This is a genomic window from Candidatus Puniceispirillum marinum IMCC1322, assembly GCF_000024465.1.
Taxonomy (GTDB): domain Bacteria; phylum Pseudomonadota; class Alphaproteobacteria; order Puniceispirillales; family Puniceispirillaceae; genus Puniceispirillum; species Puniceispirillum marinum.
Map to the genome: position 1 here is coordinate 960,104 of NC_014010.1, position 13,972 is coordinate 974,075.

The following is a 13,972-nucleotide window of genomic DNA, read 5'->3' on the forward strand; positions in this document are numbered from 1 at the left end:
AATGTCATAAATTTCTGTATCATTCCTATGTTTTCTCTTGAAAGGGTATGGATTACTATATTGACAAAAGCCCCATCTAATTAACAGCGTAGTCTTTAGACACTGCCCAGACGCCAAGGTGATCACAATACTCAAACTAGCAGATATTTCAATAAGCTATAGCGTTGATGTACCCTTGATCACTGGTTTTTCATGTGTAATCAAACCTGGTCAGTTACGGCTATTGCGGGGGGCAAGTGGAAGTGGCAAATCCAGCCTTTTGTCATTGATATGCGGAACGCCTGACCCAGCTTTAATCTGGTCGGGAGATATGTATCTAAATGATATATCGCTATATCCTATACCTGCTGAGCAACGTAATATTGGCTTGCTATTCCAGGATCCATTATTATTTCCACATATGACAGTAGCCGAAAACCTAGCTTTTGGTCTTGCCGAAACAAGCCGCAAGAACCGACATGAGGCCGTACTTACAGCGTTGAACCAAGCTGGGCTAGATGGCTTTGGCGACCGTGATCCTGCAAGCTTGTCAGGTGGACAAGCCGCACGAATTGGCCTGATGCGGTCATTACTAGCCAAGCCAGATGCCTTATTGATGGATGAAGCTTTTTCTTCACTTGACCCAGATTTACGAGAGCAATTCGGCGGTTTCGTCCTATCACAAATCAAGCAAAGGCATATTCCAGCCTTACTAGTCAGTCATGATGCTGGTGACGCTCTTTTCGCAAGCGACGAGATCATCCAACTCTAACATCGCAATTTTCATTTACTTCGCCATTGTTTAAAATAGACATGCCATTGCCCTATTCATAACTTTTGAATGAATAGGCCTGTATCATTTTGACATCTAATCTGATAGTTTCGCGTCAATATATGGCATAAGCCATGATTGACAAAGCTGGGGAGCACACCGGTAGATACCAATCTGGCGGGTAAGAATTATGACTGTAAAGCACCTAAAAGCCGACCTTCTGGACAGACTTGACGCCTTTCGCAAGCAAGGTAAGCATGTTTCGGATATCAATCCCATTCTGGCGCTGGCTGACGAGATCAGCGAGAAGCTGTATAAAGGCCAGATCAGCCAGGATGAAGTCAATGACTTCCTTGCGCATATGGGAAGCGAGCTGTGGGATCAGCAAACAACCCGCCTGCATGTCAAAACTGGCCGCGATAACGATGATATCAATGTTTTAGATGGTGTTGACATTAATGCGCTTGATGTGGGCAAGCCGGTCTATCATGCGGTATTTACCGCGCATCCGGTCTTTGCGCTGGAAAAGGATATATCCGCGATCCTGTCACAAGCCGCCAGCGATAATAAAATGGGTACGATGCCAGATGATGCCTATCGGCCGCGCAGTAGCATTACGTTGCAAGATGAGCATAGCGAGGCCATGCAGGCATTGGGGCATGCGCGCACCGCGATCCGGTCATTACATCATACCATTCTGACGGCAAAACGTGCGGCTGGAGATGCCGGCTGGCGCGATGTTTTACCCGTAATGTGCGCGGTATCGACATGGGTTGGTTATGATCTTGACGGGCGCTCGGATATCACATGGCTTGACAGTTTTGCCCTGCGGCTTGTCGAAAAACAGATGGCGCTTGATCTGTATCATGCCGAACTGTCAGCGCATGGTGAAGCGCATCCGGATGTGGCCGGGCTGCTGGCTGAACTTGCAGCCGAAAATGAGGCGACACAAGCTGATATCAAACGCTTTTCCGATTTGACCGAAGCCAGCTTTGCCCATGCTGTTGACAGTTTAAGCGAGCGCACCAACAAATTGATCAGTAGCCGCGATGTCGCCACCCGTCTGCATGATATTGCCAGGACAATCGACGATTATGACACCGCAACCGCACTAATGGTCATTGCCGGCGATATTGCCAGTCATGGTTTTGGCATGGGCGAAATCCACCTGCGGATCAATGCCGTGCAATTGCGTAACGCGATGCGTGCGGTAGATGGCCGCGGCATTTCATTATCGGGCGATAATGTGCAAAACCGTTTGTTAATGGAACGCTTGGCCACACGCATCAAGACCGAAGCCGCATGGCACATAAATTTCCAGAATCTTGATGAAGAAAGTGCCACCGCACGGCGTCAGCTGATGCTGGCAACACAGTTTCTAAAGCATGTTGATTGTGACCAACCAATCCGCCTGTTAATTGCCGAATGCGAGAAGCCAATCACCATCATGAATGCGCTGTATCTGGCGCATAAATTCGGCATTGCTGACCGGCTGGATATTTCCCCTTTGTTCGAGACCACTTTCGGGCTGGAACATGGGGTACAATTGATCGAACAATTGCTGGGGCATGATGTGTTCTGCGACTATGTGCGCCGCCGCGGTCGGCTGGCCATGCAAACCGGCTTTTCGGATGCGGGACGCTTTATCGGACAGATCGCCGCCAATCTGGCAATTGAACGGCTACAGCTGAAAATTGCACAGCTGATCAAAGACCGGCTTGATGGCGATGTTGACCTGTTGATGTTCAATACACATGGCGAATCATTTGGCCGTGGATGCGCTGGCCCGCGCATTGCTGACCGGCAGAATTTCATTCTGACACCGCATACAAGAGCACGATGCAACGAGATGGGTGTACGCATTCATCATCAATCTAGTTTTCAGGGCGGTGATGGCTATCGGATGTTCGGTTCGCCAGCCTTGGCGCAATCGACTATCAATCATCTGTTTGCCGCCGAAACCGCACAACCAAGTAGCGCCTGGCAGCATGACAGTTTCTATCAGAATAACGACTTTGCGCTGGATATGTTTCTGGCGCTCAAAGCGTGGCATGAAAAGCTGTTTTCCGACCCAAGCTATGTCACCTTGCTGGATATTTTTGGTATCAATCTGTTGCCAAAAACCGGCTCGCGGCCTGCCAAACGGGTTGTTCAGGTAGGTATGGGCCGTCAGGATCCGTCAAAGATGCGTGCCATTCCGCATAATGCGATTCTGCAACAGCTTGGGTTTCTGGCGAATGTCATTTCGGGATTTGGTAGCGCGGCGCAGATCGATGCTGATCAATTTGCCGAACTATATGAAAGTTCGCCGCGCCTGCAGCAATTGCTAGCGCATGTGCTGGCAGCAAAGGAGCTGGGATCGCTGAATACGGTTCTGGCCTATGCCAAATTACTGGACAATGGTTTCTGGATCGATCGCGGCTATCATGGCTATCAACCGCGTAACTTGCGCGCCTATCGGAAGCTTGGGTTTATGCTGAATGATGACCGGCGTACCCGCGCCGCGCGGCAGATCGTCTGGCGTTTGCGTGATGATCTGATTGACCTGTATCGCCTGTCAAAATTAGTTGGCGTTGACGATGTTCGGATTAGCGGTGATGAGCGCGTCAGTCTGGATATGATTCACGCCGTCCGTATTGCGCTGATCATCGACTCGCTGGCGTTGATTTGCCGGGTGCCACGTTTTGCCGAATCAACACGGCATAGTAATGAAGATGTCCTGCGGCAAGCTTTGAGTCTTGATTTTGATGAAGCACAAGCCATCATCCGGCAGGAATTTTCACTTGATAAAACCACGCATAGCCAGAGCGACGTTGCCGAAACGCAAAATTACCGCGACGAAAGCTATTCCGATTATCAAGCCATCGCCGAACAGATTCTGGCACCGCTGGAACGCAACAACCAGATGATCAAACGGATTACGCAGATGATTAGCGGCCATTACGGCGCGCATGGCTAATCAAGCCGAGCTGGCAATGCTGAGATCAATGGCGGTGCCCAGAAGATCGACAAGCTGGTCAATCTCGGCATCGGCAATGATGAAAGGCGGCGCGATCAGTACATGGTCGCCTTGCTTGCCATTTATCGTGCCCTGCATCGGATAGCAGATCAACCCCAGATCAAGCGCCTTTTTCTTGATCGTGCCCGCAATATTGCGTTCCCGCGCAAACGGCGTTTTAGCCGCTCGGTCATGAACCAGTTCAATGCCGCGGAACAGACCCCGCCCCCGAATATCACCAACAAAAGGATGCTGGCCAAGGCGGGCATGAAGCCGGTCATTCAATAGATCGCCTTGCTGGCGAACACGCGCGCATAAATCATCATCCAGAATACGGTGCATTACCGCCAGTGACGCCGCACAGGCAACCGGATGCCCAAGATAGGTATGGCCATGCTGGAAAAACCCAGAGCCAGCAGCGATTGCATCATAGATAGCATCGGTACAAAGCGCCGCACCGATCGGCTGATAGCCCGCACCTAGCCCTTTGGCGATGGTGACAATATCGGGAGTGATGTGATCCTGTTCACAAGCAAAAAACGATCCGGTGCGCCCCATGCCACACATCACTTCATCAAGAATCAACAGCACACCATATTTATCGCAAATCTCACGGATGCGGGTGAAATAGCCCGGCACCGATGCCAATGCCCCTGCAGTAGCCCCAACGACAGGTTCAGCCAGAAAGGCCATCACCTTATCTGCACCAACCGCTAGAATTTCAGTTTCAAGTTCATTGGCAACACGCTGGCCATAGTCATATTCGCTTTCGCCAGCCTGTTGATCACGATAGGCATAGCACGGCGCAATCAAGCTGGTCTCGGCAAGCATTGACTCAAAGAAGGTGCGCCGCCAGACATTGCCGCCCGCCGCCAACGCGCCTAACGTGTTGCCATGATAGCTTTGCCGCCGCGAGATAATCCGGTGACGTTCAGGTTGGCCGATTTCAACATAATATTGCTTGGCCAGCTTCAAGGCCGCTTCGACGGCCTCGGAGCCACTCGACACAAAATAGGCACGTGTCACGCCTTTGGGGGCATTGGCAATAAGCAGATCGGCCAAGGCCTCGGCAGGCTCGCTGGTAAAGAAAGACGTATGCGCAAAAGCAAGGGTTTCGGTTTGCTTGATCATCGCTCGGCGCACGCTATCATCCGAATGTCCAAGACAGGACACCGCCGCCCCACCCGAAGCATCCAGATAACGCTTGCCTGCTTTATCAACAATGAAACAACCGTCACCATGTGAGGCAACAGCTAGATCGGCTTTGCTATGACGCGGAAATACTGACTTACTAATCATGAAAACACCCTTGGCAAACCTATATAGATAATTTTTCTTAATTCCATAACTAGTAGCATATTCGGATGCGATGTAAAACGTTTGTTATATTTCTAATATATATGTTACAAATGTAACAATTTAGACTTGCAGTATATTTTGGCCTTGCATAGGATCATTGATATGGGACTACATGACGATCTAAAGCAGCAACATGCCGGCTTGAGCCGCACCCTTCAAAAAGCCAGCGCGGTGATCATAAGGGGGCTGGCTGATATTCCGTTCCAAAGCATCCGCGAGCTTGCCGCCCTGACCGATGTATCGCCCTTATCAATTATTCGGCTGACGCGTAAATGGGGCTATTCGGGCTATCCCGAATTTCAAACTGCGGTTCGCAAGAATTTGTATCCAGAAGCGGTAAAATCGCCAGCCGCCGATGATGCCGTTTCCAGCGCCGACCCGAAAATGCTATGGACTGCCAAGACACAGGTGCAGATTGCCAAGGTGGCCGCGCGCATCCACACATCACGCCGGGTTCATATTGCTGGCTTTCGCAGTGCGCAAGCCTTTGCAAGCTATATGAATTATATGGGCCGGATGGTGTTTGATAATTTTCATTTAATGACCGAGTCGGGGCTGGGCTCGGCGCAGGATCTGGCACAGATGTCGTCTGCCGATACCTTGATTGCCTTTTCGACAACGCCCTATTCAAGTGAAACTGTCCGCCTTGTTCAGGCGGCGCAATCACTGAACATTCCGACGGTTGCGATTACCGATGATATATTATCCCCCTTTGGTGATTATGCCGATCTGGTGATTGATGTGCCGATTTCAAAAACCAAACGGCTGTTTGAAATGGCGCCCATGATTTCAACGATTGAACATATATTAGAAACCAGCTTTGACATGCTGGGCGATGATGCCGATGCACGCATCGCCTATTTCGGATCACGTATAACGGCGATCAAAGGCTATTGGTAACGTTCCACAGCAGCCGGTCAAAAGGCCTATTCGTCAATCCAGACAGCATGGCGTTTTTCAAGAAAAGCGTTAACGCCTTCTTCGGCATCGCGCTTGAGCATATTATCAACCATAATGCCAGCGGCATAATCATAGGCGTCTGATAAAGACATTTCCGCCTGCTGATAAAATGCGCGTTTGCCGGTTTTAAGTGTCATGCTTGATTTGCTGGCAATTCTGGTCGCTACCGCCGTCACCGTTTCGGTCAGTTCATCTTCGGCAACCGCCGCATTCAGCAAGCCGATTTCAGCCGCCCGTGCGGCGCTGGTCATATCGCCCGTAAGCAGCATTTCCATAGCATGTTTTGGCGCGACATTGCGCGACAAAGCCACCATTGGCGTCGAACAGAATAGACCAATATGAACGCCCGGGGTGCTGAAACCTGCATCATCGGCGGCATAGGCAAGATCGCAACTGGCCACAAGCTGGCATCCGGCAGCGGTAGCGATACCACGTATTTCGGCAATGACCGGCTTTGGATGACGCACAATCGTCTGCATCATGGTCGAACATTGCGTCATGATGGTGGCAAAATAAGCCTTGCCCGCATCAGCAGCAGCGCGGCCAGCGGTCAGTTCTTTCAAATCATGGCCAGCGCAAAAGGCCGGGCCATTCGAGGCCAGCACAATGACGCGGACAGCCGCATCATCTGCCGCCGCATCAAAAGTCGATTGAATGGCACTCAGCATTTTTTCAGACAGGGCATTCCGGCGCGCCGAATCATTTAGGGTCAGTCGCAAAATACCCGTATCAGACAGTTCAGATAACAGGATCGAGTCCCCGCCAGCATCCATCATGTCATTATCCCCCCTATGGTGACGCCATGCCCATGACGTATGACGCCCTTATATCATATCCAAGCCCTATGATGACGCCAGCTGTTTTTTTGGATCATAAAACGGCTTTGGCACCACCGTGACCGGCAAACGGCCAACCGAGGTTTCGGCAAAAGCCTGGGTGCCATTGTCAGCATAAGCTATATCAAGCATTGCTAGGGCAATATTCTGCTCGAGGCGAGGTGAATAGATGGCTGATGTGACCTTGCCGATCACCTTGCCATCGCTTTCTACGGGCCAGAAGGTCGTATTTGAAGCTGCAAGCGGCGCACCATCGATGACCAGACCCACCTGTTTCCGGGTGACGCCGTGCTGGCGAATTTTGGTCAGTGCCGCTTTACCGATAAAATCAGCATCCATATCTAAGTCAATCAAACGGTCAAGGCCCAGTTCGAATGGATTGGTATTGATATCCATATCGGCATGATAGGACAGCATACCCCCTTCGATCCGGCGAATTGACGATGTATGCCCCGGCTTGAGCCCAAATGGCGCCCCAGCTTTCATGATCGCTTCCCAGAGCTGATCGCCCTTTGACCCGTCACGCAGATAGATTTCATAACCCAGTTCGCTTGACCAGCCAGTCCGTGACACGACTAGCGGGATACCCTCAAATTCAAGCTCAGCCAGCCAGTAATAGCGCAAATCAGATACCACATCGCCAAAAAGCGCATGCGCTATCTCGCCAGATCTTGGCCCCTGCAACTGTAGTGGCGATACATCAGGCTCGGTGATCGTTACATCCATGCCGGCATTGACCGCGACGCCCTGTGCCCAGAACAGAATGTCGCTATCAGCCAACGAAAACCAGAAATGATTTTCACCAAGGCGCAACATCACCGGATCATTCAGCACGCCGCCTTTTTCATTGGTCAGGATCACATATTTACACTGACCAACAGCGCATTTGGAAATATCACGCGGGCTGAGCATCTGGACAAAACGTGATGCATCCGGCCCGGTGATTTCGACCTGACGTTCGACCGCAACATCACACAAGATCGCGTCATTGACCAGATTCCAGAAATTCTGCACCGGATCACCAAAATCACGCGGAATATACATATGATTATAAACCGAATAGCCCGCCGCGCCCCAGCGCATCGTCGCGTCAAAATAAGGTGATTTGCGGATCTGAGTTCCGAATCCTACCGCGTCAGTATTCTGGGTATCTTTCGCCATGGTTTACCATCCTTGTCACGACCCGCATAGAGGTCAAAATCTAACTTACATCACACCGATTATAGAGATGGTATGTTCTGTTCATGTGATAAACCCCGACGTGCGACAAAAATAGCGTATGGGCGTCCTTTTTCGTCTCAAAATGCCAATAATGGTCTGAATGCTATCAGCATCACAATATATCAAAATCAGGCAGAAAATGATTGTTTTTGATCAGGCTATTGGTAATGATCAAACCATGGGACAAAAACCAAAACATAATCGGTTTGAAGATATCGCCCGACATGCGGGTGTTGGCACCGCAACCGTTGACCGCGTATTGAACGAACGCGGCGGCGTTAGCGTCAAAACCATGAAAAAGGTGCTGTATAGCGCCCGCACATTGGGAACACGGCGCGTTTTACCCGAAATTGACCAGCGTACATTGCGGATCGAAGCGGTGCTGGCACGCAAACATTCGGCCTATTATGACCGGCTGGCAAAAGCCTTTCAGATGGCGGCTAGCTTTGCGAATGTTCCGGTGACTGTCTATCGGACGCATATCGATGATGATGCCCCCGACAAGCTGGCGGCGCATGTGCGTGATGTTGCCAGCTATCGGGACGGGATCATCATCTATGGCAACAACCACCCCAATGTGGCCGCGCAGATCAGTGCGCTGGCACATCAGGTGCCTGTTCTGACCATCAGCACCGACATTCTGCACAGCAACCGGCATTCGCATGTTGGCATTAATGACATTGGCGCAGGTCAGTCAGCCGCCAAATTATGCGAGGCCATTTGCCGCGGCGGTGGGCAGGTGCTGGTCATTGCCCCAGAAAAGCACGCCCAGTCCTTGCAAGACCGGTTTGGCGGCTTTACCGAGTTTTTCAACGTTATGGGAAAGCGCGATCAATTGGTCATTATCAAACGCGAACCAATTCTTGATCACACCTTGTCGAAAATACGTAACATCGTGCGTCAAAACCCGAATATCAGAGCACTCTATTCGACAACAAATGACGATATGCTGGAAATGCTATTCAAAAGCCTGCAAAGCGATACGCAGAATTTTGACTTTGTGAAAATCGTCCATGATCTTGATAAGGAAACCATCACCCATTTGCGATCAGGTCTGATTGATATCGTAATCGATTCAAATCCGGCGCGTCAGGTTCTGCGCGCTATTGAAATCATCTCGGCGCATCATGGCATGGCAACCGAAAGCATAAGTGAGCTGGTTGATTTCCAGATTTTCACTTCGGACAACATTCCCGAAAGTTATTTTTAAGCATCATCCGGCTAGAGTGACGCGAAAGCCGAAAGATGATCACGGGATTAAAGCATCATCCGGCTAGAGCGACGCGAAAGCCGAAAGATGACCGCGGGATTTAAGCATCATCCGGCTAGAGCGGCGCGAAAGCCGAAAGATGATCGCGGAATTTAAGCATCATCCGGCTAGAGCGACGCGAAAGCCGAAAGATGACCGCGGGATTAAAGCATCATCCGGCTAGAGCGACGCGAAAGCCGAAAGATGATCGCGGGATTAAAGCATCATCCGGCTAGAGCGACGCGAAAGCCGAAAGATGATCGCGGCAAACAAGCCTTATCATATGATGTTTTTTGATCAATTTTTGACTGTCTTATTCGCCCTAGTTATTGCTTTGCTGATCGCTATGGGGAGTAACGATATGAGACCTGACAAAACCGAACTTGCGGCGCTGGCAGACCTGCTTGCCAACACATGGCCAGACCCGTCAAAGCCCGTAGCATTAAAGCCGCACCAGTTTCCGCAAAACCGCTTTGAGGCCTATTTTGTGCAGGATCGCATGTTCGACGCGCTGAATGAAAGTCTGGCCGGGTGGAAAGTGGGGGCGACCAGCGCCCAGATGCGGGCATTGGATGGACATGATGATATCATTCCCGGGCGCATTGCGTCATCAACATGCTATGTCGGCACGCATATGACATTACCGATTGCCCGCTTTCCAAATGCACGTGTTGAAACCGAATTTGCATTCCGCCTGACGGAAACGCCAGAGCTGCGCAAAACACCATGGCGCGCCGAGGATATGGCCGAGATCATGACATTGCATCCCGCCATTGAAATTATCGGCAACCGCTATCAGGTCGAAGGCGCCAGCAAAGCACAAAATTCACTGCTGACAATCGCTGATAATGGCGGCGGCATGGCGTTTGTGTTTGGCGACCCGGTTGATGACTGGCAGGATCTGGATTTTCAGCATCATAACATCACCTTGCGCGTTGACGACAAGGCAGCTGCGGAAAATTTCCTTGGTGATATGCGCTGTGTGCCAGCACAAGCCGCCGCCGATCTGGTCAATCATCTGGCAAGCCGTAATATTTCAATGCAGGCAGACGACTTTCTTTCAACCGGTGCGGCAACCGTGCCGCAACCTTTTGTGGCTGGCAGCACAGTGCATGCTGATTTTGGCACGCTGGGCGTGATCGAGTTGACATTTTAGAAAGTGCATAACGTGACTGATACGGTAATGGCAGATATTCTGGTTCTGAACGGTCCCAATCTTAATATGCTGGGCACGCGTGAGCCGCATATCTATGGCCACATGACATTGGACGAAATCGAAACCGCAAGTCGCAAAAAAGCCGATAGTCTGGGGCTTTCATTGGATTGGTTTCAGTCAAATAGCGAAAGCGCCCTGATCACCCGACTACAACAGGCCAGCCAGAATAGACGTGCCATTATCATTAATGCTGCCGCCTATACACATACATCCTATGCGGTGCGCGACGCGCTGGCCTTATTTGACGGCCCCAAGGTCGAAGTGCATTTATCAAAGAATTTCAATCGCGAGTCCTTTCGCCAGATCAGCACCATCTCGCCTATATGCGATGGCACGATCGTGGGCTTTGGCTTCCATTCGTATCTGCTAGGCATTCAGGCGATAGAATCATTACTTAACCCAGAATCAAAGAGGTAAACATGACTCCAGTATATTCAAACATAATGGTGATGGGTGCAGGTGGCATGGGCGCCTTGTTCGGCATGATTCTGGATGAAGGCGGCATGAATGTAACGCTGGTCGATAGTGATACAGCACATGTGGCGGCGATCCAGAAAGACGGATTGAAGGTTTCGGGCCTTGGCGGCGAACGGAGCCGCATTATGGATGCCGTGACCTCACCCGACGACATTACCGATATCGATATCGTGCTGGTGCAATGCAAAGGCACAGCCACCAGAGCCGCCGCCGAAAGCATGAAACATCTGGCAAAGCAGAACGCCATATTCATCAGCTTCCAGAATGGGCTGGGAAATGAGGATATTCTTGCTGAGGTTCTGGGGCCTGAAAATGTGCTTGGCGGTCTGACATCAATGGCTGGTGCAAAGCTGGGCTTAGGCCATATTCAGGATTTTGACCGCGTGCCAACATATATCGGCGAAATGGAGGGCGGCATATCGGCACGGGTCGAAGCGATTGCCAAAGCTTTGAGTGCCGCCGGACTGGAAACCAAACCAAGCGCAGATATCACTGCCGATATCTGGAAAAAACTGATTGGCAATCTGTCCATGAGCGCAGTCTCGGGTATCACCAATCTGACCAGTACCGAGATTCTCTCTGTCGAAAGCTTAAAGAATCTATGCTACCGTGCGCTTGACGAAGCGATTAGCATCGCCAAATCGCAGAATGTAAATCTGGATAAGGATGAAGTCATCGCAGGGTTGCAAATAATGACCCAGCCAGGGGGAACCGGCGACAATAAATCGTCGTTATGTCTCGACATTCTTGCCCAACGGCAAAGCGAGATTGAATTTATTTATGGTCGTCCGTTGGCGCTGGCCAAACAAGCCAATCTGAATGTACCAACCTTGCAGACATTATATGGCCTAGTTAAAGGCATCGAAACACATTACGTGAAGGGATAGAATATTATGCAATCTGATAACGGACAGCCAGCTTCCGATACATCACTGGCAGGCAAGACAGCTATCATCACAGGCGGGTCACGCGGCATCGGGATGGCGATTGCCAAGAGACTGGCCGCCAGTGGTGCCCATATCATGATTCTGGGATCAAACGCCGAACATCTGGCACAGGCTAAGGCCAGCATAGCGGGAACGGTGGCGACGCACGCCGCCGATCTGCGGACATTGGCAGGATGTGAAAGCGCCTTTGCCGCCTTTCAATCGCATTATGAAAAATGTGATATTTTCGTGCATAGTGCTGGCGCGACCAAAGGCGGGGTGTTTCCCGCCCAGCCTGATGACGATTTCATCGACGGGTTTGCGCTGAAATTCCATGCTGGCGTGCGCTTGTCACGGCTGTTCTGGCCGATGCTGAAAGCGGCGCATGGCACCGCCATCATGATTATTGGGGGGGCATCAAGAACGCCTGATGCCAGCTTTATGGTTGGCGGTGCGGTCAATGCGGCACTGGCCAACTATACCAAGGCGCTTGCCGGACAAGGCAATATGGATGATGTCAATGTCAACTGGATCAATCCGGGGCAGACCGAAACCGAGCGCTTGCAAATGTTGCTGGAAACACGCGCCCGCGACGAAGGCAAAACAGTCGATGATGTACGCGCCGAACGGATGCAGGGCGAAGGTATCCGCCGACTTGGCCAGCCTGATGATGTCGCCAGTCTGGTGCATTATCTGTGTCAGGACGAAGCCCGCCATATTCAAGGTACGGGCATTAGTGTCGATGGTGGTGCCACGAAGGGTTACTTCTGATGCAATTTGCGCTGGATGATCAGCAACGGCTTCTGGTGCGGACAATCCGCGATTTTGTGAAACGCGAATTGATGCCGCTTGAAGATAGGGTCGAGGCAGATGGGTTTCTGGCTGATGATATTGCCGCCGAGATACAGCAGAAATCGCGCGATCTGGGGCTATATGCGGTCAATATACCAACCGCATATGGCGGCGGTGGTTTGTCGGTTTTTGACTGGATGCTGGCCGAAGAACAATATGGCTATACCAGCGATATTCTGATCCGGCGCGCCTTTGGTAATGTCTATGAAATCCTGCTTGAAGGGAATGCCGAACAGATCGAGACCTATCTTTTGCCGACTGTGCGTGGCGAGCGCACCTGTTCGGTCGCCTTTACCGAACCTGCCGCCGGGTCGGACGCCGCCAGTATCAAGACACGCGCTGTGCGTGATGGCGATGACTGGATTTTGAACGGAGCCAAACATTTCATTTCAGACGGGCTTTATTCGGACTTTTTTGTCGTGACGGCGGTGACTGACCCCGATGCCGGATATAACGGCATTTCCACCTTTATCGTCGAAAAAGGCATGTCCGGATTCAATGTTGGCCGCGATCAGCCAATGATGGGATTGCGTGGCACCTCGCATGTTGAAATGAGCTTTGACGATGTACGGTTATCGCAAGCTCATCTGCTGGGCCCCGAAGGCAAAGGGTTGAAAATGGCTTTGTCGACTTTAGGGCGGGTCAGGCTGGCACAGGTGGCTGCACGCGCAACCGGCAAGGCCACGCATATCATGGATTTGATGCTGGAACATGCCCGCGAGCGCAAACAATTTGGCGCCCAGATCGGCACCTTTCAGATGGTTCAGCAGATGCTGGCAGACTCGGCTATGGACATTAACGCGACTCGGCTGGCCTTATGGCAGACCGCCAGCCGGATTGATAATGGTGAAGATCCACGCGCCAATATTTCGATGCTGAAAGTGCAGGCCGCCGAAATGCTGGGGCATGTGGTAGATCGCGCCGTACAGATTTTTGGCGGCATGGGCTATTGCCGCGATCTGCCGATTGAACGCTATTACCGTGATGCCCGTATTTACCGGATTTATGACGGCGCATCGGAAATTCATCGGGTGGTCATGGCCAAGAGCCTGATGAAAGGCGACACATCCCTTTACAGCGTTGAATAGGCAGACAGCACTATATGATGAAAGCTAGAACGGAATTGA

The 13,972-nt window shown here is 51.2% G+C and carries 12 protein-coding genes; 9 read left to right on the forward strand and 3 right to left on the reverse strand.

Translation table 11 applies throughout. The annotated features are described in order from the left end of the window. Positions 1 to 118: 118 nt before the first annotated feature. Together SAR116_RS04655 and SAR116_RS04660 are read left to right on the forward strand one after the other, a co-directional pair. Entirely contained in the window at positions 119 to 751 is a 633-nt protein-coding gene (locus SAR116_RS04655; protein ID WP_013045783.1) for an ABC transporter ATP-binding protein, read from the forward strand. A gap of 190 nt (positions 752 to 941) precedes the next feature. Further along, positions 942 to 3,710: a phosphoenolpyruvate carboxylase gene (locus SAR116_RS04660; RefSeq protein WP_013045784.1), complete on the forward strand. Its 2,769-nt coding sequence runs from the start codon at positions 942 to 944 to the stop codon at positions 3,708 to 3,710. On the opposite strand, the gene SAR116_RS04665 is transcribed toward SAR116_RS04660, so the two are convergent. Continuing rightward, complete coding sequence (locus tag SAR116_RS04665; protein ID WP_013045785.1) at positions 3,711 to 5,048, reverse strand: aspartate aminotransferase family protein; 1,338 nt, start codon at positions 5,046 to 5,048, stop codon at positions 3,711 to 3,713. A gap of 162 nt (positions 5,049 to 5,210) precedes the next feature. On the opposite strand from SAR116_RS04665, the gene SAR116_RS04670 reads away from it, so the two are divergent. Further along, on the forward strand, positions 5,211 to 6,008 hold the full coding sequence (locus tag SAR116_RS04670) for a MurR/RpiR family transcriptional regulator (RefSeq protein ID WP_013045786.1): 798 nt from the start codon (positions 5,211 to 5,213) through the stop codon (positions 6,006 to 6,008). Positions 6,009 to 6,034: 26 nt separating this feature from the next. Here SAR116_RS04670 and SAR116_RS04675 read toward each other — a convergent pair whose 3' ends face one another. Both SAR116_RS04675 and SAR116_RS04680 read right to left on the reverse strand, forming a co-directional pair. After that, positions 6,035 to 6,844: an enoyl-CoA hydratase gene (locus tag SAR116_RS04675; protein WP_013045787.1), complete on the reverse strand. Its 810-nt coding sequence runs from the start codon at positions 6,842 to 6,844 to the stop codon at positions 6,035 to 6,037. 66 nt (positions 6,845 to 6,910) lie between these two features. Next, the gene (locus SAR116_RS04680) at positions 6,911 to 8,065 is read right to left on the reverse strand and encodes a glycine cleavage T C-terminal barrel domain-containing protein (protein WP_013045788.1); all 1,155 of its coding nucleotides are present in this window, start codon (positions 8,063 to 8,065) and stop codon (positions 6,911 to 6,913) included. Between the two features lie 199 nt (positions 8,066 to 8,264). On the opposite strand from SAR116_RS04680, the gene SAR116_RS13220 reads away from it, so the two are divergent. From SAR116_RS13220 to SAR116_RS04710, 6 genes are all read left to right on the forward strand, one after another. Beyond that, a complete protein-coding gene (locus SAR116_RS13220; RefSeq protein ID WP_190275470.1) occupies positions 8,265 to 9,335 on the forward strand; it encodes a LacI family DNA-binding transcriptional regulator in 1,071 nt (356 codons plus the stop codon). Between the two features lie 400 nt (positions 9,336 to 9,735). Beyond that, the gene (locus SAR116_RS04690) at positions 9,736 to 10,530 is read left to right on the forward strand and encodes a 2-keto-4-pentenoate hydratase (protein ID WP_013045790.1); all 795 of its coding nucleotides are present in this window, start codon (positions 9,736 to 9,738) and stop codon (positions 10,528 to 10,530) included. A 27-nt stretch (positions 10,531 to 10,557) separates the two neighbouring features. Next, positions 10,558 to 11,007: a type II 3-dehydroquinate dehydratase gene (gene aroQ, locus SAR116_RS04695; RefSeq protein ID WP_013045791.1), complete on the forward strand. Its 450-nt coding sequence runs from the start codon at positions 10,558 to 10,560 to the stop codon at positions 11,005 to 11,007. Positions 11,008 to 11,009: 2 nt separating this feature from the next. After that, entirely contained in the window at positions 11,010 to 11,954 is a 945-nt protein-coding gene (locus SAR116_RS04700) for a ketopantoate reductase family protein (RefSeq protein WP_013045792.1), read from the forward strand. 6 nt (positions 11,955 to 11,960) lie between these two features. Next, on the forward strand, positions 11,961 to 12,764 hold the full coding sequence (locus SAR116_RS04705; RefSeq protein ID WP_013045793.1) for an SDR family oxidoreductase: 804 nt from the start codon (positions 11,961 to 11,963) through the stop codon (positions 12,762 to 12,764). Then, the gene (locus SAR116_RS04710; protein ID WP_013045794.1) at positions 12,764 to 13,933 is read left to right on the forward strand and encodes an acyl-CoA dehydrogenase family protein; all 1,170 of its coding nucleotides are present in this window, start codon (positions 12,764 to 12,766) and stop codon (positions 13,931 to 13,933) included. The genes SAR116_RS04705 and SAR116_RS04710 overlap by 1 nt, the downstream gene beginning before the upstream one ends. Positions 13,934 to 13,972: the final 39 nt, after the last annotated feature.